This window comes from Lacticaseibacillus jixiensis (genome assembly GCF_042847315.1).
Classification (GTDB): domain Bacteria; phylum Bacillota; class Bacilli; order Lactobacillales; family Lactobacillaceae; genus Lacticaseibacillus; species Lacticaseibacillus jixiensis.
The window spans coordinates 134,003-155,195 of sequence record NZ_BAAFPR010000008.1 but is presented as its reverse complement, the minus strand read 5'-3'; the positions used below and the strand labels follow the sequence as shown (position 1 = coordinate 155,195).

Below are 21,193 nucleotides of genomic sequence, written 5' to 3'. Positions count from 1 at the left end.
GAAGATGGAATAATCTGCGGGAGCAGTAATGTGAGAATCAAAAACGTCACATTATCTCGGCGAAACAAAGGCGTTTCAATCCGAAACAATGTGACGAATGGTGGCCGAAATAGCGTGCCGCGCGACAACAACCGCGTCCTAGTATGCGTATGTGTAATATACCGTCGACCCAGCATGGGTTACTGCCACTTTTGCATAATTGCCAGCAGCGGCAGTCTTTGTTTGCGCAACTGACGTATTTTTAACATAGGCTGAGTGAGACTTACACGTACGAGTAGCTGAATTTATTGGAGTTGAACTCCAAGCCTTTGAGAAACTCTTTCCAGATGAATTGTAAGTATATGAAGCCGCGTTGACTTGTTGTGTTCCGCCACAAATGCCCAAAAATAGCAAGGATGATAAAATGAAAATTCGAATCTTCTTCATTTTATCATCCTTGCTTCAGCTCCAATAACGCCTATGGTATCACCATATCACGTTTGAGTATGAATGCAAGCGTTTTATAAATATATTTTTATATATACAGTGCAACTTGGCTGCACGATAAAACGCACCAAACGAATCCTTTGTGCGCTATTGGTGCTAACCACTATCCTTGCAACATCAGTTATCCTTAAGCCAGAGCGAGTTGATCTAAAAGAAGTACGTGGGACTATGCAAATTACGTCTGACAAAGATACGTATATTCTGCATCAAGATAACCGCTGCTACTTAATAACTCCTGGGAAATATAGAGCGGAGTGGCACGCTCTTAGCGGTGGATATAAGACGGGATGGCGGTTGGGCGGTTTTGGCCCAATTGACGTCACGCCTTATATCACGCCGCATTGCACCACGCAGCTCGACGATCAGAGCGAAGCAAAGCAAATTTAGCGGGTATCGTCAATCATGCGTCCCTCGTGGTACAATAGCCTCAATCTCGAGGTGATCATCATGCCCAAACTGTATTTTCTTTGTACCGGTAATTCCTGCCGCAGTCAAATGGCAGAAGGCTTCGCCAGATACCTGGCAAATAACACTTGGCAGATCCAAAGCGCCGGCATTGAAGCACACGGCCTCAATCCGTTGGCTGTTAAAGTGATGGCTGAAGTCGGCATCGATATCTCAACTTATCGTTCCAAGCAAATCGACAACGATTATCTGATGCACGCCGATTTGGTCGTCACCTTATGTGGTGATGCCAGAGACCGCTGCCCAGTCACACCGCCTAGCGTCAAACGGCTGCATTGGCCGCTGCCAGACCCGGCAGCAGCAGTCGGCGATGAAGCCGCGCGCCTGGCAGTGTTTCGTCAAGTACGCGACGAGATCCAGCGCCGGGTCCAAGCCTTGCTCAACTAAAAGAACCGACATTGCCTGGGCAATGTCGGTTCTTTTGCGTTAATAGCGTTCTTTCAAGGCGCGTTGGATATCGCGCTGTTGATCTTTGCGCTTCAAGGTTTCGCGCTTATCGTAATTCTTCTTCCCTTGCGCAACGCCGATCAACACCTTCGCGTAGCCGTGCTTTAAGTACATACGCAGCGGCACAACGGTCAAGCCTTTTTCAGTCAGGCTGACTTCCAGCTTGCGGATCTCTTTTTTGTGCATCAGCAGTTTACGGTTGCGCATCGGATCGACGTTAAACTGGTTACCTTCTTTGTAAGGCGTGATATGCACGTTCTCCAGCCACACTTCACCGTTGCGCACCCGCGCAAAACCATCACGCAAGGTGGTTTTGCCTGCGCGCACAGACTTGATCTCGGTGCCGGTCAACGCGATGCCGGCTTCGTAAGTCTCTAAGATGTTGTAATCGTGGTAGGCTTTCTTGTTCTGCGCTAACAGATTATCGGGTTTCGGCTTCATCTTCTTGGCCATGGCTGACACCTCCAAACTTGGTCTTGGTTATTAGAAACAACGTGTGCAAAAGGGTCTGGTACGGATCTTCATCCAGCGCCGCAAAGCAACGCGATCGCGTATAAGCTGTCCCGCACCATTGGCAAAGACCGCCATTGGCGCAGGCCATCTTATACACATCGCTAAATGCGCTTTGCTCTGCTTTGGGTTTTAGCGTTTGCCGCCTTTGCGGTCTTGGCGGCCGCCTTGGCGCAGTTGTTCGCCTAACTTATTGAAAGGCCGATTGCCGCTGTTGCCGCGATTGCCGCCGCGGTTATTGCTGCTGCCGTTGCGGCGATCGTTTTGCCGACCATTGCCGTTGCGGTTGTTGCCGCCGCGACCATTGCCGCCTTGACGCGGCCCGTCGCTGTGGTTTTGACCACGGCTGCGCGTTTCGCGCTTCACAACGATGTCCGTCTTTGGCGTGTCATCAGTGGGAATCAAGGAGAAGTCGATTTGGCGTTGTTCCACATCGACGTTATCCAAATGCACGCGCACAGTTTGACCAATGCGGAAGATCTTATGGAACCGTTCACCGACTAAGGCCATTTGGTTTTCGACAAAGGCATAGTAATCGTCTTTCATGCGGGAAATATGGACCAAGCCTTCAACGGTGTTTGGCAAAGCCACAAACATCCCAAAGCCGGCAACACCAGAAACCACGGCGTCAAAGTCTTCACCGACTTTGTCTGCCATGTATTCGGCCTTCTTCAAGTCGTCTACAGCGCGTTCGGCGTCAATGGAATGACGTTCGCGGACCGAAGCCTGCACCGCAATTTCTGGCAGCTTCGCGTTCCATTTGGCTTGAATATCATCGCCGGCACCATTGGTCGCATAACTGCGGATCAAGCGGTGGACGATCAAGTCAGGATAACGACGGATCGGGCTGGTGAAGTGGGTGTAGTATTCCGCAGCGATCCCGAAGTGACCCAGCGGATCTTCTGAGTAATGCGCCTGCTTCAAGGAGCGCAGCATTTTGACGTTGACCATCATTTCTTCTGGGGTGCCAGCCACGCTGGTGTTGACTTCTTGCAACATCTTCGGCGTGAGCTTGGCCCCTTTCTTGATTGGCACCGTGATGCCAAAAGTAGCCAAGAAGTCGATGAAGTCTTTGATCCGGTCATCATCAGGGGTTTCATGGACCCGGTACAAGAATGGCAGATGCAGCTTGTTGTAGTGTTCCGCCACGGTTTCGTTGGCTTGCAGCATGAATGATTCGATCATGCGTTCAGACAAGCCGCGATCACGCAGCACAATGTCAGTTGGGTGGCCATTCTCATCAACAATGATCTTGGCTTCATGTTCTTCAAAGTCGATGGCGCCGCGGTCATGGCGCATCTTGTATAAGACCTGATGCATTTGGCCCATCAGTTCCAGCATTGGCACAAGGTCTTTGTATTGTTCCCGAACGGCTTCGTCTTTGTCAGTGAGGATCTTGTTGACGTTGTTATAAGTCAAGCGGCCATGGGAGCGGATCACGGATTGGTAAATGTCATGGTTGACGACTTTGCCTTCTGGGGTGATTTCCATGTCACAAGACATCGCCAAGCGGTCGACATCCGGGTTCAACGAGCAGATCCCATTAGACAAGCGGAATGGCAGCATTGGAATGACCCGATCGGTCAAATAAGTGGACGTCCCGCGGTCAAAAGTCTCTTTATCCAGCGGGCTGCCTTCAGTGACGTAATATGACACATCAGCGATATGCACGCCTAAGTGGTAGTTGCCGTTTGGCAGTTGCCATGCGACAACGGCATCATCGAAGTCTTTAGAGTCGTCGCCGTCAATGGTGACCACAGGCTGATCGGTGATATCGCGCCGGCCGATGCGGTCTTCGTCGGTCACGTGATCTGGAATCGCGTTAGCTTGAGCCATGGCGTCTTCAGGATATTCGGTGTGAATATCATTGGCCAAGGCCAAAGACAGCACATCCACGCCTGGGGTGTTCTTGTTGCCGAGGTTTTCGGCGATGATGCCTTGCATTTGCCGCGGGTGCATTTGATCTGGATAAGCGGTGATTTCCACCATCAGCATGTCGCCTAGTTCTGGGATCATGCCGGTATTCTTGACCAATACTGGATAACCTTTGAGCTTCTTTTCATGACTGACCACCATGCCGATGAAGCCAGTGCGTTCGGCTTCACCATCAGAAAGCGGCGTATATTCGCCAACCATGCGGGTCATTTTGCGTTCGACCACGCGCACCACTTCGGCTTCTGAGCCGCGGCTGTCGCCTGGGCGGGCTTGGCGGGTGACTTTGATCTCAACCGTGTCGCCGTCTAAGGCATATTTAGTCGCAGGCGGGGCGATGAAGAAATCGTTTTCTTCATCTTCGACTGCGACAAACCCAAAGCCCTTCTCGTTGCCATGGAAGATGCCTTGCAAAGCACCAGCAGGCTTGGCGCCAAGTTTATACAAGCTTTCGCCTTCCACGTGGATCAAGTCATCTTGGGTCAAGACATTCAAGGCTTGCACCAAGACATTAAAGTCGTCTGAGCCTTCCAACTTCAGCGCCCGGCTGAGGCTGGCAACGCTAAAAGCGACCGATTCGTTACGCCGAAATACGGCGAGTAATTCGTTTCTCATGTGGCCAACAGTGGTCATTAATTGTCCCTCTTTTTCATAAATTCGATAATATCAGTTTCAAGTTGTTGATGCGCATCATTCACGGTGATCACATGGCTGGCTCCGGCATACCAATGATAATCCACATCGGCATGCACCAAGGCTTGACGCAACCCTTCAGCGCGCGAAGCGTCGATCATTTCATCTTGGCCGGCTTGGCCGATAAACACCGGCTTGGTGACTTCACCAAGCTTAGCTGCAATCGGCTTGGTGAATGCCGCGATGTCTTGCAGCTGCGCATCAAGGCGCGGGGTTACTGCCGCTTGATTATCCGGCAATTCGGCCAAGCGCCGCAAATAGCGATTGTATTTGAGCCATTGGGGTTTGATATTTTGCTTGCCGGCGACGATCGGCGACGACAACACGCCGCCCAGCGCCACTTGCGGCAATTCTTGCAGCGCCTTCATGGCAAAGACGCCGCCTAAGCTTAGGCCAAACACCGCCACTTGCGGATACAACGCCGCCATTTTGGCCACGGCGGCTTTGGTGTCAGCCCACCACAACGCTGGCGTGGCCGCTAACACCGGCTGCAGATCTGGTTGCCCGTGGCCGGTAAACAACGGGCCATACACGCCATATCCCGCCCGATTCAAGGCTGCGCCTAATAAGCGCATGTCGTTGGGGCTGCCGGTATAAGCGTGCAACAGCACCACGCCGACCTTGGTACCTGTTTCAATGAATGGTTTAGGTCGTCGAAATGCCATAAGCCCTCCTATTCAAAAAAAAGTCCCCCACGCTTGCAGGAGACTTCTCGTTAATGCGATGAAAGGTACACCAGCGCTATTGATAAGATGAAGAAAATCGCTCCTAATACGACGGTGACCTTCTCCATGAAGGCTTCAAAGCCTCGCGACTTCTGTTTGCCGAACAAATCAGTGGCCCCGCCTGACAGCGCGCTGAGTGCATCTTGTTGTTTGCTTGGCTGCATCAATGTTGCGATCACGATCAAGATCGAATCAACAATGAGCAAAGTGGTGAATAGATTCTGCAAGGATTTCCCTCCTAAACGCGCGATCTGCGCAAGTCAACACTACTAACTAATAGATTATCACAACCAGCCGCCAGTGGCTACCATACAGGCAAAAAACCCTTGCCGACGCATGGATCTTGGCTCAAGGCTCAAGGGTCATCAGTAAAGCCTGCGCAATACCGGCGTCAGTTTCCCGCGTGCTAGGCTCAGTTTGCCCAAACCCCAGCGCCTTAAACAAGTGAATGGCCCGCGCGTTATCGGCTGCAACCACTGCTTCAATGCGATCTTGATAGTGAAAGCGGCTTTTGGCATAAGCGATCCCGGCTTGGATGAACTCACGGCCTAACCCATGCCCACAATCATCAGGCGCTAAAGCCAAGCGCATTTGCAAGATCCCATCAGGAAAGGCAAACGCGAATATCCCAATAAAGTCGTCGCCATCATACACACTATAATAATCATCACCATCATCGGCAAAAATATCGCGCATCTGCTGACGCCAGGTTGGTTCAGGAATGTTGAACGCGGGATCTGGATATTGCCAAGCCAAATACTCAATGGCTTCTGGTCGGTTCATGCGGGTGATCGTCAACTTCATGGTGCGCCTCCTTGGCTTTGAGATGAGCGGCGAGATGATGGATCTTGGCGCGTACGGCGGCGCGCTGACTGGCATCAGTCAGCACTACTAAGGTATCACCAGCCCGAATCACGGTGTCGCCATGCGGAATGATCTGGTCTTCACCGCGGTTGACCCCGATCAACAAGGTGGACTTGGGCCACTTGAAGTCGCGCACCTGCACGCCTTCCAGCGGTGATCCGGCAAAAATCGGCAGCTCCAAGCGATCCATGCTGTGAATGGCTTCAATTTGCTTAGGCACCGTCATACGCCGCAGCAGCGATTCATAAATTGGCGCCCCGCCTAACAAGTCAACAACAATATATGCCACTAACGCCAATACCGCCATGGGCATCAAGTGCGTCAAGTTGCCGACCATTTCGGTGATCAACAAGATCGCGGTGAACGGTGCTTTACCAATGCCGGCAAAGTAAGCTGCCATCGAAAAGATGATCAAATTCATCACATACACCCGCGGCAGCAATCCTACTTGCACCATGAACACCGCATATACCGCGCCGATCACCGCGCCTAAACTTAAGATCGGCAAGAAGATGCCCCCAGGCAAGCCTGAACCATAAGAAATCATTGAATACACAAAGCGCGCCGCTAGAATCGCAAGTAATACCCCAAGCGTAGGCACCACCTTGCCAAAGCCGATGATCATCCCGTTGCCGCCACCTAAGATGCCAGGCATCCACAAGCCCATCGGGATCACTAACATAAACGGCACGATGCCTTGTAAGAAACGCGGGATGTGCGTTTTGGCATACCACTTAGGCATGGCCAACAAGACGCGCTGGTACAAATACCCCATCAAACCCAACACGATCCCTAAGACGATCAAATGCCAATATAAGTACACCGGCATACTGCGGGTGTACACCAAATGCAGCACTGGCACCGACCCGAAGACATTCAACGAAATGAAATCTGCGCCTAACGCGCTGGCCAAGGCACTGATCCACACTAAGGGACTAAAGTTGTGATACACTTCTTCCAACACAAACAAAGTCCCGGCGATCGGCGCGTTAAACGCCGCTGCCAAGCCTGCTGCCGAACCTGAAGCAATCAAGATCCGCCGATCGCTGCCGCGCTTTTTCAAGCCGCTGGCCACGCCTTGACCAACCGCGGCGCCAAGTTGGATCGACGGGCCTTCCCGGCCAAGAAACAGCCCAGGGCCGATACTTAAGATCCCGGCGACGAACTTCTTCCACAGAATCGACCACCAAGGAAAATCCATTTCCCCAGCTAATTGACCTTCAACTTGGGGGATCCCAGAACCTGAAATATTGGGTTCGCTTTTCAACAAGGCGGCAACGATCAACGCCAAGCCCACCATCGCCACGGCCAACAAGCTGATACTTAGCGTGGTTGGCTGACGATAGATCCCTTGGACGAACTGCAGGATCTTTTCAATGGACAGCCGAAACAAGCTGATCACCACCCCGGTGATCAACCCTACTCCCAGCCCTTGCAGCACGAATTTCAAGCGGGTCGCGTCGATTTTCACAATGAAGCCTCCTCTTACACACAGCTTTCATTATAGCCAAAAAGACCTCCCTGCGTCCAGGGAGGTCTTCATTAAGCAACTGCTTGGGGATTAGCCCTTGTAGTTCTTAACTTCTTTAACGTTGTAGAAGGATTGGCGACCCTTGTATTGTGCAGAAGAGCCCAATTCGTCTTCGATACGCATAAGCTGGTTGTACTTGGCGATACGGTCAGTACGGCTCATGGAACCAGTCTTGATTTGGCCGGCGTTAGTCGCAACAACCAAGTCAGCGATCGTGGTGTCTTCAGTTTCACCGGAACGGTGGGAAACAACGGCGGAGTAGCCGGCTTCCTTAGCCATTTCGATGGCTTCGAAGGTTTCAGTCAAAGTACCGATTTGGTTAAGCTTGATCAAGATGGAGTTCGCAACGCCCATGTCGATACCCTTCTTCAGGTAGTCGGTGTTGGTAACGAACAGGTCGTCACCGACAAGTTGAACTTTGTCGCCCAACTTAGCGGTGATTTCTTGCCAGCCTTCCCAGTCGTTTTCGTCGATAGGATCTTCGATAGAAACGATTGGGTACTTAGCAACGAAGCCAGCGATCAAGTCGATGAATTCGGAAGTGCTGTAAGAAGTGTCAGGATCGGACCACTTCAAAGTGTAACGCTTCGTTTCTGGATCGTAGAATTCAGAAGAAGCAACGTCAAAGGCGATAGCCACATCGGCACCTGGCTTGTAGCCGGCGTTAGTGATCGCTTCAACAAGGAATTCGAAAGCTTCTTCGTTATCCTTCAAGTTAGGTGCGAAACCGCCTTCGTCACCGACGGAAGTGATGTCACCCTTAGACTTCAACAAAGCTTGCAAAGCGTGGAAAGTTTCGGAACCCATCCGGATCGCTTCACGAACGGACTTGGCACCAACAGGCATGATCATGAATTCTTGGAAATCGATCGTGTTAGTGGAGTGCGCGCCACCGTTGATAACGTTCATCATTGGCGTTGGCAATACGTGACCGTTAGGACCGCCAAGGTATTCATACAATGGCAAGCCAACTTCAGCAGCAGCAGCGCGTGCGGCAGCCAAGGAAACACCTAAAATGGCGTTGGCACCGAACTTACCCTTGTTAGGGGTACCGTCGGCTTCGATCATGGTCTTGTCGATCAGACGTTGGTCAGTGACATCTAAGCCCACAACAGCCTTGGCAAGTTCGTCATTGACATGGCCAACAGCCTTCAATACGCCTTTGCCGCCGAAGCGATCTTTGTCGCCGTCACGTAATTCAACGGCTTCGTGTTCACCGGTAGAAGCACCTGATGGAACAAGTGCACGGCCAAAGCCGCCATCTTCGGTATACAATTCAACTTCTACAGTAGGGTTGCCGCGGGAGTCGAGGACTTCGCGTGCTAAAACGTCAGTAATGATAGACATGGAATTCTCTCCTTATATTTTGAGATATTTTTTAGTCCATATGGCAACATGCCACATGGTTAAAAACCAATGATCGAATCGGTCATGCATCAAACATGACCGGTATTGATTAGTCTTGGTAGTTGGCCAAGGCGATGAAGGATTCTGGATCCATAGAAGCGCCGCCGACTAAGCCGCCGTCGATGTCTTCTTTGGCCATTAATTCCTTCACGTTAGCAGGCTTTACAGAACCGCCGTAAAGAATGCGGACAGCATCTGCGGTTTCTGCATCATAAAGCTTCTTAACAGTTGCGCGGACGTGAGCAACAACTTCTTGTGCTTGGTCAGCAGAAGCAGTCTTGCCAGTACCGATGGCCCAGATTGGTTCGTAAGCGATGACGCTCTTCTTCACGTCATCAGCAGATAAACCAGCTAAAGCACCTTCGACTTGATAAGCGATCCAGTCGTTAGTTTGGCCAGCTTCACGCTGCTCGAGGCTTTCGCCACAGCAGATGATCGGCAGCAAACCGTTAGCAAGAATGGCCTTAGCCTTCTTGTTGATGTCTTCATCAGTTTCGTGGAAATAGCCGCGGCGTTCGGAGTGGCCGATGACAACATAGTCAAGACCCATTTCCTTCAATGCCTTAGGGCTGGTTTCGCCGGTGAAGGCCCCTTCGTTTTCGAAGTAGCTGTTTTCAGCAGCCGTCTTCAAAGGGGTGCCTTCTGCGCCGGCAACTAAAGTGGTCAAGTCAATTGCTGGTGCGGCGATGACGGTTTCAACCTTGTCGGCTGCAGGCAGCTTGCCCTTAACGCCTTCCAAGAACTCAGCAGTTTCCTTAGGGTTCTTGTTCATCTTCCAGTTACCAGCCATGATTGGTGTACGCATAAATTTCGTTCTCCTTTAAATATAACGCAGCATGATCTCTCCAACGGTGCCGCAACGCTACGTCTAGCAGCTGCACCAGTTTCGTCGAGCTGCGAGGCGCAACGCGGCTAGAGATAAGTTGTGACGCCGATCAGGCATAAAGCGCCTGTTCGTCATCCCAGCTTATCTCCGCCGCTAATAACGCTCAGCTTTGCTCTGGTGAGATTATTTGTTAGTAATCGCAGCGATACCAGGTAATTCCTTACCTTCAAGGTATTCAAGAGAAGCGCCACCACCAGTGGAAATATGGGTGATCTTAGGTGCGATACCAAGTTGCTTAGCAGCAGCAGTGGAATCACCACCACCGATGATCGTGGTTGCATCCTTCAAGTCGCCAAGTGCTTCGCCGACTTCCAGAGTACCCTTGGCATAGTTGGACATTTCGAACACACCCATTGGGCCGTTCCAAACAACCGTCTTGGCAGTCTTCAACACAGCCTTAAAGTCTTCAACAGACTTAGGGCCGATATCCAAAGCCATGTAGCCGTCAGGAATGTCGCCTTCAACGACCTTATGTGGGGCATCGTTGGAGAATTCAGTTGCAACAACGTTGTCAACTGGCAGAACCAGCTTGTCGCCGGCTTCTTTGATGATCTGCTTAGCCAGATCGATCTTGTCAGTTTCAACTAAGGACTTACCAATGGACAGGCCCTTGGCTGCGTAGAAGGTGTAAGTCATGCCACCACCGACTAAGATCTTGTCAGCTTTTTCGATCAAGTTGGAGATCACGCCGATCTTGTCAGAAACCTTCGCGCCACCTAAGATGGCAACGAATGGGTGCTTAGGGTTTTCGACAGCGTCGCCTAAGAACTTGATTTCCTTTTCCATCAAGAAGCCAGCAGCTGCTTGAGGCATGTTGGAGGAAATCCCAACGTTAGAAGCGTGGGAACGGTGAGCCGTACCGAACGCATCGTTAACGTATAAGTCGCCCAAAGAAGCCCAGTACTTGCCCAATTCAGGGTCGTTCTTGGATTCCTTCTTGCCGTCGAGGTCTTCGAAGCGGGTGTTTTCCACAACTAAGACGTCGCCGTCGTTCATCGCAGCGATTGCGTCTTCAAGTTCCTTACCGCGAGTAGCTGGTACAAAAGTAACCGGCTTCTTGAGTAATTCGCTGAGACGTTCTGCAACGGGACGCAAGGACAATTCCTTCTTGTCTTCTTCGGTCTTAACGCGGCCTAAGTGAGAGAACAAGATTGCCTTACCACCGTTGTCGATGATGTATTGAATGGTTGGCAATGCGGCAACGATACGGTTGTCATCACCAATCACGCCGTTTTTGATCGGCACGTTGAAGTCGACACGAACGAGGACCTTCTTGTCCTTGACGTCCAAGTCAGAAACGATTAATTTCGCCATTGAATAAAACCCTCCATTGTAATTGCTCGCACTAGGGTCGCGATGCTTCACTGAACCGGATGGCTCAGTGAAACACCGCGACTAAACGCTAGTCACGATGTCTTTAGATAAGAAAAAGAGCAGAGGGAGAAACTCCCTCCGCTCTTTCTTGCGGTGCAGAAGAAGTTACTCGGTAATCAGATTACAGGGTAGCAAACTTCAGTAAGGTACGGATCATTTGGCAAGTGAAGCCGTATTCGTTGTCGTACCAAGCAACCGTCTTAACTAATTGGAAGTCGCCAGCGGTGGTAACTTCAGTTTGGGTAGGATCAAAGACAGAACCATAGGTAGTGCCGATGATATCAGAGGAAACAACTTGGTCAGCATTGTAGCCGAAGGATTCGTTGCCTTCAGTGTGCTTCTTGATTGCTTCGTTGATTTGGTCAGCAGTGACGTTCTTGGTCTTCAAGATGGAAACCAATTCAGTCAAGGAACCATCAACAACGGATACACGTTGTGCATGGCCCTGCAGCTTGCCGTTCAATTCTGGGATAACGATACCGATAGCCTTAGCAGCACCGGTGCTATGAGGAATAGTGTTCACAGCAGCGGAACGTGCAGCGCGCAAGTTACCACCGCGAACAGGGCCGTCAAGCAGCATCTGAGTGGAGGTGTAAGCGTGGACCGTAGTCATGGTACCAACTTCGATACCAAATTCCTTGTTCAGGAAGTATGCCATAGGTGCAAGGCAGTTGGTCGTGCAAGAACCGGCGGAAACGATCTTGTCGTCAGCGTTCAAGGTGTCATCGTTAACGTTGTAAACGATAGTCTTGATCTTGCCAGCAGGTGCTGAGATCAGAACACGTTGTGCGCCAGCGTCCAAGTGAGCTTGGGCCTTTTCAGCAGAAGTGTAGAAACCGGTACATTCGAGGACGTATTCAACGCCGTCGTTCTTAACCCACGGAATGTTTTGAGCCTGAGGTTCAGCATAAACGCGGTATTCCTTACCGTTAACAACGATACCGTTGTCGGTCGCGCTAACTTCGCCCGGGAAAGTGCCATGAGTGGAATCATACTTCAGCAGGTGAGCCAACATAGCTGGGCTTGTCAAGTCGTTGATCGCAACAACTTCGATGTCGCCAGATTGTGCGCCTAATTCGAAGATGCGGCGGAAAGCCAAACGACCGATGCGGCCGAAACCATTGATACCAATTTTAACAGTCATGCTAAAATTTCCTCCTTTAGGAAATAAGAGTTTTATTCTAACGGGTCTCCCCAGTTAAAATCGCATTTGCAGCACCGACGTCTGTAATCAACCACGTGCGACTCGGTGCGTTCTTCATGTATGCGGCAATCGCTTTGGCCTTGCTTCGGCCACCGGCGACGGCAAACACATACGGGATATGATCAAGATCTGGGATCGTTAAACCGATTCTTGGGATCTTGTAAATGACCTCGCCATCAGCATTAAAGAACGTGCCGAAGGTTTCAGAAACAGCATGCTGTTCACGCAGTTTCTGTAAGGTCGCAGGAGACATTGACCGGCGTTTGGCCATTGTCAACGCTTCTCCTATACTATGAATCACAACCTGCGCATTGTCAATCATTTGTAAGACTTCTTGCACGGCAGGTTCTTTAAGCAATGGTTGGTAAGTTTCCTCACTAATATTTTCAGGAATGTACAGCACTTTGAAGCGGCCGTTAGTCGCTTCCGCCATACTTGCAGCGACTGAATTGGCTTGAATCGCCACCGCTTCGCCGACCCCGCCGCGGGCCGGAACGAAGGTCAATTCCCGCCCCGCCGACAACTTGTAAGTCAGCTGACCTGCGACGCGGGCCATCGTACTGCCACCCATCACGGCAATCGTTAAACTGCCGCCTGGCAACAAGACTTGCATCGTGGAATCCAACAACTTGCCCATTTCATCTAAGACGCGTGTCGATTGATCTGCGTCACCATTGACGATCAAGCAATGTTCAATGCCAAGTTTTGCGGCAAGCTGTTTCTCGTCTTCTTTGAAACCCAAGAGCTGATTCATCAGCGTCTCAAGCCCGTGGAACACGTCTTGCCCTTTGCCAGTCAACACCATCCCCGACTTAGACGACTTGATCAAATCAAGGGTCCTTAGATAATCGGTTTCGGTGCGCAAGCCCCGTTCGGAAGTCTTCATCTGCTCCGCCAAAGTGCGGCGCCCGACTGGAGCCAGCCAGTTGATGTATTGCAAGATCTGATACCGGGTGGTGATGACGCCGACAAGGTCTGGCGCAATTGCTTCGATCCAGGCGAATTCAGATTGCATGTCTATCCTTCTATCAGTGGGTCGTTGTTTGTCCAACGTAGTCGCATTGCGACCCATGTCAGGCAAAAAAATTAGGAATCTCAGTTCACACTGTACTCCCTTACCAACGGTTCTTATTATAGCAATCCCCGAAATTTCGTGCAAGCGTAAACCCAAAGAACTCGCATGCTTTCACACAAATAGAATATTTTGTTCACATCTGTACCGGTCATTCGCAATGCAAAGGCTTACCCCACTTATGGTTGACGCCGTTTCGATGAAAATGTTCGGCGAATATCTCACGCGGCTTTCATCTTCGGCTCACCAAAAACTGTTTTAGCGGCTTAACTGACTGTTGTCATGTGCTGGGCCAAATGATGACCCACCGCGGTACTTATTGTCCGCCAAAGTGCGCGAAATGTGCTTTGGTCGTCGAGCTCCGCAAAGCAACGCGGGTGCAATTAGCTACGTCCCCGCACTCGTGGCAAAGTGCGCCACAAGCACGAGGACTAGGCTAATTAACCCGCTAAACCCGCTTTGCTCCGCTCTGGTTTCTTCGTCGAGCTCCGCAAAGCAACGCGGCAGTGCTATAAGCTGTGACGCCGCTTGGGCATAAACCGCCCAAACGTCATCCCATCTTATATCAGCCGCTAAATACGCTTTGCTCCGCTCTGGTACAAAAAAACGCCGCCAGTGGCGACGTTTCTGTGATGCGATACAGCTTAGTCTTTCTTCTGCACTAAGATATCATCGATCAAACCATAATCCTTGGCTTCTTGCGCAGTCAAGTAATGGTCACGTTCGGTGTCGGCCTTGATGGTTTCAACGTCTTTGCCAGTGGCTTCAGACAAGATGCCATTCAAGCTTTCGCGCGCCTTTAAGATCTGCTTAGCGGCGATTTCGATTTCAGTTTGCTGACCTTGGGCACCACCTAAAGGCTGATGGATCAAGACTTCAGAATGTGGCAAAGCAAAGCGCTTGCCCTTGGTACCAGAAGCCAGCAGCACAGACGCCATGGAAGCGGCCATACCAATGGCAATAGTTTGGACGTCGGACTTGATGAGGTTCATCGTGTCCAAGATCGCCAAGCCGGAAGTGATCACACCACCTGGTGAGTTAATGTACATATAAATGTCTTTGTCAGAATCTTGCGCATCCAAGAATAACAGCTGCGCGATGATGGAGTTAGACACCTGGTCATTAATTTCGCCGGAAAGCATGATGATCCGGTCTTTGAGTAAGCGGGAGTAGATGTCGTAGGCGCGTTCGCCACGGCTGGTTTGTTCAACGACTGTCGGTACTAACATAGGTATTCCTCCTAGATTACGTGCGATTTAGCACTCATTTGAATACAGTGCTAAGCATACGTCAAAAGTCAATAAAGGTCAAACATTGAATTCAACTTTTTTTCCGAGTTAAGCATAGCACACTCATAGAATTTTTTGCACGTGGAAGCTGAAACAGACCACTTATCGCGTATATATAGCTAAGGCGACGGATAGTTCGCCTGCTCAAGGAGGTTTGATGATGAAGAAGCCATTCTACAAGCGCGTATGGTTCTGGGTGGTGTTCGCTGTTGCCGGTCTGGGCTTGGCCGGCGCTCCTGCAGCGCTCGACGCCCCAGACCCTGATGCCTTGCCAACCGAAACGCTCACGCCAGAAGATGACGATCCTGATCCGGAACCAACTGCAGTTTCAGACGACGATGAAAGTGACACGGAAGATGATGACGTCGACGCGTCCAGTGACGACAGCACCGACGTGGACGACTCAAGCGACGATACGACAGACGAAGACATTGATGACACCACTAACGATAGCGATGACCAAGCCTTAACCGACTCAAGCGATGATGCTGCGGCACAATCCAGCAGCGCCAGCATCCCCATTGAATATGAGAATGCCGTCATCAAGGCGCAAGAATATTCAGACATGATGCACATGTCAAAAGCAGGTCTCTACGATCAGCTGACTTCAGAATACGGTGAACACTTCGCCGCTGATGCCGCCAATTATGCGCTGGCGCATATCAGTGTTGACTACAATGCCAACGCCTTAGCCAAAGCGCAAGATTATCAAACCGACATGAACATGTCCAAAGCTGGCATCTATGATCAACTCGTTTCCGAATATGGCGAAGGCTTTACCCCTGCCGAAGCCAATTACGCCATTTCGCATTTAAGCAATTAGGCAGCCCCCTGGTCATTTGATCAGGGGCTTTCGTTTGCACGAAGACATTTTAGGTGACGTGTATCGAGTCCAGCCGTCAAGGTGGCATTCAGGTGGCATTTTCGGGCTATCAAGCATGCCACTGCCACCTCACTGCCACCTCTTCCATAATTCCCAGTTTTTCCGCAAAAGAAAAACGCCTATTTCTAGGCGTTTGTTGTTCCCTGTTTGCCCCAAGTTATGGGGATTCTGCGCAGCCCGGGAGTCGAACCCGGATTTCGAGAACCGGAATCTCACGTGCGATCCATTACACTAACCGCGCAAGTACTATATTATCTTACGCGATTGCCCTTGCATTTGCAAGTACAAATCAGTGACTAGCGCAATTCAACATCGGCAACGTTGGCTAATTTATCATCAATTTGGTCAACGCCTGCTTTGATGTGCTGATAATCTTCATCAGACATATCCACCTTGGTAGCACAATTGGTGACATGCGCATAGATATCATCGCGCATGCTTAGTGCTTTGTCAGTCAAGCTGACATCCACACGGCGCTCATCCACAGCAGAACGCGCCCGGGTGATCCAGCCGTCTTTTTCCAAGCGCTTCATCAAAGGCGTCAATGTCCCGGAATCAAGCGACAAAGTCTTGCCCACTTCTTTGACTGACATGGTGCCATGTTCATACAACGACAACAAGGTGATGTATTGTGGGTAAGTCAATTTATACGGTGCCAAAGCTTGCGAATAGAAATGATTGAATTGCTTCTGCGCTTTATAAATCGAGAAGCACAACTGTTCATCCAAGCGGATCGGTTTCACCATGATTATTCCCCCAAGTCAATATACCAACGATAACAACGGCTTCTAATTTCTATTGTACACGATTATCTTGTCATCGCAAGGCATTTGACGCCAAAGGTTTGTGCATTACAGCAGATATTTATAATGATTAAGATTGTTAAGCACAATTTATCTTGGATGGTCATCAAACTAATTGTGTCAATCTTTGATTCATTCCCAATATTCAAAAGAAAAGCCGTGAAACCTACTTCCTGGTTTCACGGCTTAGTCTGCCTTTAAGCGTCTTTGGGTTGTTGATACCCTTCGGCGATTTGGTTGAGCTTGCGCAGGCGATGATTGATCCCGGATTTGGAAATCGCGCCACTAGGCACCATTTCACCAAGTTCTTTCAACGACACATCAGGATGTTCCACGCGCAAAATCGCCACTTCGCGCAGCTTTTGCGGCAAGTTCTCTAACCCCACGCGAGCCTTAAGATAGTTAATGTTCTCAATGGAACGCTGCGCCGCGTCGACAGTTTTATTCAAATTGGCGGTTTCACAATTCACCAAACGATTCACCGAGTTGCGCATGTCGCGCACGATGCGCACGTCTTCAAACTTCAACATGGCATTGGTCGCGCCGATCACCTGCAAGAAATCCGCGATTTTCTCGGCTTCTTTAAGATAAACGATATAGCCGCTGCGGCGCTCTACCGTGCGGGCGTTGAGGCCAAAGTCTTTCATGATCGTTAAGATATCTTCGTTGTGATCTTGGTACAGTGAATAGATCTCCAAATGATACCGCGACGTTTCCGGATTATTGACACTGCCGCCAGCCAAAAAAGCACCGCGTAAGTATGACCGCCGCCGCTGCGGTTCATCCATCACCTTAGGGCCAACTGCCGTTTGGATCGACAATCCGCTGGCATCTAGGATCTCCAAATCTTCTAAGATGGCATTGACGCGGCTGTTGAGCCGCACGACATATTGGTTATTCTTTTTGAGTTTCATTTTGCGGCGCACGATCAAATTCGCTTCGACTTGATACACTTGTTTCAATAGCGAATAGATGCGGCGGGCAATGGCTGGGTTTTCGGTTTGTACCGATAAGTTGAACTGGTGATTGTAGATCCCCAACGACCCGTTCATGCGGATCAACGCGGATAACTCCGCCTTGGCGTGTTCGGGGTGGACCTCAAGTCCCGTCAACTCTTTCTTCACTGTGCTGGCAAAACTTGCCATGTCCTCACCTCTTCTTCATTGTGCCGACTTGAAACGCCAGGTTTAAGATCTCTGCGGCCACCTTGTTGCCATCATGGAACACCCCATGATCACGCAAACACAGGAAATCCGCCGAAATCACGCGACAGCCCATGGCGCGCAGGCCTTGATAATCCGACCTCACCGGACTGGCAATTTCGTTATATTTCTGTTTGTCCAGATAATCTGCCGGCACCGGGGCGATATTGACCAACACCGTGTCGACAAACGCTGAACCCAAGTGATCATGCAGCACCTGCACATGCTGTGCGTCGGTAAAATGCTCCGTTTCGCCTTTTTGCGTCATGATGTTGACGATGTAGATCACTTCAGCGCGGGTCTTCTTCACCGCTTCGCCTAAGTTCTTGATCATTAAGTTCGGCAGAATACTGGTAAACAAGCTCCCTGGTCCTAACACCACCACATCAGCATCCATGATCGCATCGATCACTTCTTGTTCGGCTTGCGGTTGGCGGCGGTCTGTCGGGTCAGTTTCTTCCACATGCACCCGCTTAATGTGCTTGCCGGCAGCTGAGATCTCCGCTTCGCCGGCCAAACTTGTGCCATCGGTGAAATCGGCATGCAGCGTCAGCGGCGTGTTGGACGCCGGGTAAACATGGCCGTCGACATGCAGCATTTTCGACAACACTTGAATGGCTGGGAAGATCCCGCCTTTCATCTCAGACAAGGCGGCAATGATCAAATTGCCGATCGCGTGTCCCGCAAAGAAGCTGTCGTTAGAATTGAAGCGGTATTGAAAAACATCTTCTTGCACGCCTGGCATATCTGCCAAGGCCACCAAGACGTTGCGGATATCGCCAGGCGGCACAACGTTGATATAATTGCGCAACACGCCGCTAGAGCCGCCGTCGTCAGCGACTGTAACCACCGCCGTCACATCAGCATCTTGTTCATGCAAGGCCTTGACGATCACCGGCAAGCCGGTACCGCCGCCGATGACAACGACTTTCGGCCTTCTGCCGCGGATGACGCGAATGATTTTGGTTCCGTTAGCACTCATGAGCGATTCACCGTCGCTTTGCGCTTATTGATATCACGATGGGTGATATCTACCGGATATCCGGCTTCAAAAGCATGCCCGATCCGCTCGGCAAAAGCCACCGAGCGATGCTGGCCGCCGGTGCAGCCGATAGCGATGGTCACTGCCGTTTTGCCTTCTTGTTGGTATTGCGGCATGATTTCTGCCAGCAAGGCGTAGAACTTCTGATAGAACGATTCCGCCTGCGGGTTGTTCATCACATAGTCATACACAGGCTTTTCTTGACCAGTGAGTTCGCGATATTCCGGCACGTAATACGGATTAGGCAAGAAGCGCACATCCATGACGATATCCGCATCGATCGGCACGCCATATTTGAACCCAAAACTCATCACTTCCAGATGGAACACCGGATGCGTCGCAGACTTATAGGTCACAAACAACTTCTCGCGCAATTGGCGCGGGCTTAAATTCGTGGTATCGATCACGACTTGGGCGCGGTTCTTCAGTTCCGTCAACAATGCGCGTTCCTTCTGGATACCGTCCATCAAGCGGCCTTCCATCGCCAAGGGATGGCTGCGCCGGGTTTCTTTATAACGCGACACCAATTCCGCGTCGGTGGCGTCAAGAAACAAAATTGACGTCGAGACGAAAGCCGTTGAATCCAGATCCGCCAACATGTCGATGATTTGATCGTAGAACGCTTGGCTGCGCAAATCGACGACCAGCGCCACTTTAGTGATCTTGCCTGATTCTTTCAATAATTCGCCGAACTTCGGCAACAAAGCCGGCGGCATGTTATCCACACAGAAATATCCTAGATCTTCAAACGACTGGATCGCCACGGTTTTACCAGCGCCAGACATCCCGGTGATCACCACCAGGTTCAAAGGTTGCTCAGCCATCATGCTGCCTCCTTACAAGGGTCGCAATTGCGAATAATTAATTATAACATACCGGGCGTGTCAATGACACGCCCGGCTTGCGTTAATCGATTGACCATGGTCGTGCCATGGTATGTATCCTTAAATATTGCGCCGGGCAAAGGCGGTGATGATCGCGTTGATCCCCCATACCGCAAAGAACATGCACAATAAGGTAACCATCCCGACTGCCGAAATTACCGGCTGCATGATGAACAACAACCCGATGAAAATCGAGACGATGTCTAAGAACAAGTTGATCACAAACCAGCCTGTCCCGGCTTGCCGCAAGTGGCCTGCGTTCAAGGCGTTAGCAATACTATCGATCAAGAACCATGCTGCAAACAAGTAGGCCACGGCGATCACTGCCGACTCCAAGTTGAAGATGAACAACACCCCAACGACCAGATCCAATACCCCAGCCAAAGCTGAGACATAAGCCAAGCCGCCGGTCAGCTGATGCAGCTTAGGAAAAGCCGCCAACGTTGCCACCCCGCGAATAATAGCGATAATGGCAAAAATAAAACTCAGCGTCAACATCGTCGCCCCAGGATTGCGCCACATCACCGCCGCGCCGATCAACAAGGCGATGCCGGTAATGAATTCCCCCCAGTCAAAGCCCATAGTGGTTCGATTAAACATTTTGCGTCCCCCTTCTTGCAGCCCACGCCGCAATGCTCTTGCCCATATTTTACCGGTTTCAATGACGCAACACAAACCCGCCCAACAGCAAAAACAGCCGCACAAGGCGGCTGCGAGGGTAGCTGAAAGCATTTCAAACTTCAAAGGTCGAGCTGTGATGCGGCCAAGGGCAAAGTCTGCCTTGGCGTCATGCCATTTTATATCAGCCTGCAATTATTTTGCTGCGCTTTGGCCTTCCCAAGTAAATTGTTTATTGGCCAAACGGATCACAGCATCGCAATGGTTGGCCACCTCTGCTTCATGGGTGACGATAATGACACATTTATGCTGCTCATGCGCAATCGCTTGAAACAGCTCGATCACCGCTTCGGTATTGACTTCATCCAAGTTGCCGGTAGGTTCATCAGCGACCACCAGCGGCGCGTCACACACCATGGTGCGCGCAATGGCCACGCGCTGTTGTTGACCGCCGGAAAGCTTCTGCACATTCTTGGTCATTTCATCATCGCTTAAACCCAATTTGCGCAGCATCGCTTGGGCATAGGCCTTGTCACCTTTGTGGGCGGAATTGGTGATCGCCATGGCAGCCAACAAATTATCCAACGCCGACATATACGTCAACAAATTGTACGCCTGAAACACGATTGCCACTTGCTTGCGGCGATACGCCGCCAAACCATGCGCGGCAATGTCTTCACCTTCAAACATAATGCGCCCGGCACGCGGTTTGTCTAAACCGGCTAACAGCGACACCATCGTCGTCTTACCCGAACCGGATTGGCCGACGATCGCATAGGAATGGCCGGCAACAAATTCCAAATCGACATCTTTAAACAACGCTTGATCGGCGCTGGTGTACCAATACGTGAGTTTTTCTGTGGTTAACATTTTACC

The 21,193-nt window shown here is 50.7% G+C and carries 21 protein-coding genes and 1 tRNA gene; 2 read left to right on the top strand and 20 right to left on the bottom strand.

Features of this window, described 5'->3' with window-relative positions:
• Nucleotides 1–138: 138 nt before the first annotated feature.
• Complete coding sequence (locus ACGG90_RS15655; RefSeq protein ID WP_449273599.1) at nucleotides 139–426, bottom strand: mediterrocin family bacteriocin; 288 nt, start codon at nucleotides 424–426, stop codon at nucleotides 139–141.
• Between the two features lie 507 nt (nucleotides 427–933).
• On the opposite strand from ACGG90_RS15655, the gene arsC reads away from it, so the two are divergent.
• Nucleotides 934–1,338 carry an arsenate reductase (thioredoxin) gene (arsC, locus tag ACGG90_RS07370; RefSeq protein WP_390407801.1) on the top strand — a complete coding sequence of 135 codons (405 nt, stop codon included), beginning with the start codon at nucleotides 934–936 and terminating at the stop codon, nucleotides 1,336–1,338.
• Nucleotides 1,339–1,377: 39 nt separating this feature from the next.
• On the opposite strand, the gene smpB is transcribed toward arsC, so the two are convergent.
• The 12 genes from smpB to ACGG90_RS07310 form a co-directional block, all read right to left on the bottom strand.
• Nucleotides 1,378–1,851, bottom strand: a complete 474-nt coding sequence (gene smpB, locus ACGG90_RS07365; protein WP_390407798.1) for an SsrA-binding protein SmpB — start codon at nucleotides 1,849–1,851, stop codon at nucleotides 1,378–1,380.
• Nucleotides 1,852–2,040: 189 nt separating this feature from the next.
• Entirely contained in the window at nucleotides 2,041–4,473 is a 2,433-nt protein-coding gene (rnr, locus tag ACGG90_RS07360) for a ribonuclease R (protein ID WP_390407796.1), read from the bottom strand.
• On the bottom strand, nucleotides 4,473–5,198 hold the full coding sequence (locus ACGG90_RS07355) for an alpha/beta hydrolase (protein WP_390407794.1): 726 nt from the start codon (nucleotides 5,196–5,198) through the stop codon (nucleotides 4,473–4,475). Before ACGG90_RS07355 ends, rnr begins: the two co-directional genes overlap by 1 nt.
• A 50-nt stretch (nucleotides 5,199–5,248) precedes the next feature.
• Nucleotides 5,249–5,485, bottom strand: coding sequence for a preprotein translocase subunit SecG (gene secG, locus ACGG90_RS07350; RefSeq protein WP_390407793.1), 237 nt, complete (start codon nucleotides 5,483–5,485; stop codon nucleotides 5,249–5,251).
• Nucleotides 5,486–5,606: 121 nt separating this feature from the next.
• The gene (locus ACGG90_RS07345) at nucleotides 5,607–6,062 is read right to left on the bottom strand and encodes a GNAT family N-acetyltransferase (RefSeq protein ID WP_390407790.1); all 456 of its coding nucleotides are present in this window, start codon (nucleotides 6,060–6,062) and stop codon (nucleotides 5,607–5,609) included.
• Nucleotides 6,019–7,593 (bottom strand): ClC family H(+)/Cl(-) exchange transporter, encoded by a 1,575-nt coding sequence (locus ACGG90_RS07340; RefSeq protein WP_390407787.1) that lies wholly within the window; start codon nucleotides 7,591–7,593, stop codon nucleotides 6,019–6,021. Before ACGG90_RS07340 ends, ACGG90_RS07345 begins: the two co-directional genes overlap by 44 nt.
• A gap of 90 nt (nucleotides 7,594–7,683) precedes the next feature.
• A complete protein-coding gene (eno, locus tag ACGG90_RS07335) occupies nucleotides 7,684–9,000 on the bottom strand; it encodes a phosphopyruvate hydratase (RefSeq protein WP_390407784.1) in 1,317 nt (438 codons plus the stop codon).
• Between the two features lie 109 nt (nucleotides 9,001–9,109).
• On the bottom strand, nucleotides 9,110–9,865 hold the full coding sequence (gene tpiA, locus ACGG90_RS07330; RefSeq protein WP_390407782.1) for a triose-phosphate isomerase: 756 nt from the start codon (nucleotides 9,863–9,865) through the stop codon (nucleotides 9,110–9,112).
• Between the two features lie 204 nt (nucleotides 9,866–10,069).
• Nucleotides 10,070–11,260, bottom strand: a complete 1,191-nt coding sequence (locus ACGG90_RS07325; RefSeq protein ID WP_390407779.1) for a phosphoglycerate kinase — start codon at nucleotides 11,258–11,260, stop codon at nucleotides 10,070–10,072.
• 181 nt (nucleotides 11,261–11,441) lie between these two features.
• Complete coding sequence (gene gap, locus ACGG90_RS07320) at nucleotides 11,442–12,464, bottom strand: type I glyceraldehyde-3-phosphate dehydrogenase (RefSeq protein WP_390407777.1); 1,023 nt, start codon at nucleotides 12,462–12,464, stop codon at nucleotides 11,442–11,444.
• A gap of 37 nt (nucleotides 12,465–12,501) precedes the next feature.
• Nucleotides 12,502–13,539 carry a sugar-binding transcriptional regulator gene (locus ACGG90_RS07315; RefSeq protein ID WP_390407774.1) on the bottom strand — a complete coding sequence of 346 codons (1,038 nt, stop codon included), beginning with the start codon at nucleotides 13,537–13,539 and terminating at the stop codon, nucleotides 12,502–12,504.
• Nucleotides 13,540–14,240: 701 nt separating this feature from the next.
• Complete coding sequence (locus ACGG90_RS07310; RefSeq protein WP_390407771.1) at nucleotides 14,241–14,825, bottom strand: ATP-dependent Clp protease proteolytic subunit; 585 nt, start codon at nucleotides 14,823–14,825, stop codon at nucleotides 14,241–14,243.
• 220 nt (nucleotides 14,826–15,045) lie between these two features.
• Between ACGG90_RS07310 and ACGG90_RS07305 the strand changes: the two genes are divergently transcribed.
• Nucleotides 15,046–15,708 (top strand): Ltp family lipoprotein, encoded by a 663-nt coding sequence (locus ACGG90_RS07305; protein ID WP_390407768.1) that lies wholly within the window; start codon nucleotides 15,046–15,048, stop codon nucleotides 15,706–15,708.
• Between the two features lie 229 nt (nucleotides 15,709–15,937).
• On the opposite strand, the gene ACGG90_RS07300 is transcribed toward ACGG90_RS07305, so the two are convergent.
• From ACGG90_RS07300 to ACGG90_RS07270, 7 genes are all read right to left on the bottom strand, one after another.
• Nucleotides 15,938–16,009, bottom strand: a tRNA-Arg gene (locus ACGG90_RS07300).
• Nucleotides 16,010–16,064: 55 nt separating this feature from the next.
• Nucleotides 16,065–16,514, bottom strand: coding sequence for a MarR family winged helix-turn-helix transcriptional regulator (locus ACGG90_RS07295; protein ID WP_390407766.1), 450 nt, complete (start codon nucleotides 16,512–16,514; stop codon nucleotides 16,065–16,067).
• Nucleotides 16,515–16,768: 254 nt separating this feature from the next.
• Nucleotides 16,769–17,716 (bottom strand): DNA-binding protein WhiA, encoded by a 948-nt coding sequence (gene whiA, locus ACGG90_RS07290; protein WP_390407763.1) that lies wholly within the window; start codon nucleotides 17,714–17,716, stop codon nucleotides 16,769–16,771.
• 4 nt (nucleotides 17,717–17,720) lie between these two features.
• Nucleotides 17,721–18,755 carry a gluconeogenesis factor YvcK family protein gene (locus ACGG90_RS07285; RefSeq protein WP_390407760.1) on the bottom strand — a complete coding sequence of 345 codons (1,035 nt, stop codon included), beginning with the start codon at nucleotides 18,753–18,755 and terminating at the stop codon, nucleotides 17,721–17,723.
• The gene (gene rapZ / locus ACGG90_RS07280; protein WP_390407757.1) at nucleotides 18,752–19,639 is read right to left on the bottom strand and encodes an RNase adapter RapZ; all 888 of its coding nucleotides are present in this window, start codon (nucleotides 19,637–19,639) and stop codon (nucleotides 18,752–18,754) included. The genes ACGG90_RS07285 and rapZ overlap by 4 nt, the downstream gene beginning before the upstream one ends.
• A gap of 120 nt (nucleotides 19,640–19,759) precedes the next feature.
• Nucleotides 19,760–20,299 (bottom strand): HdeD family acid-resistance protein, encoded by a 540-nt coding sequence (locus ACGG90_RS07275; protein ID WP_390407754.1) that lies wholly within the window; start codon nucleotides 20,297–20,299, stop codon nucleotides 19,760–19,762.
• Between the two features lie 213 nt (nucleotides 20,300–20,512).
• Nucleotides 20,513–21,187, bottom strand: a complete 675-nt coding sequence (locus ACGG90_RS07270) for an ABC transporter ATP-binding protein (RefSeq protein WP_390407751.1) — start codon at nucleotides 21,185–21,187, stop codon at nucleotides 20,513–20,515.
• Between the last annotated feature and the right edge of the window lie 6 nt (nucleotides 21,188–21,193).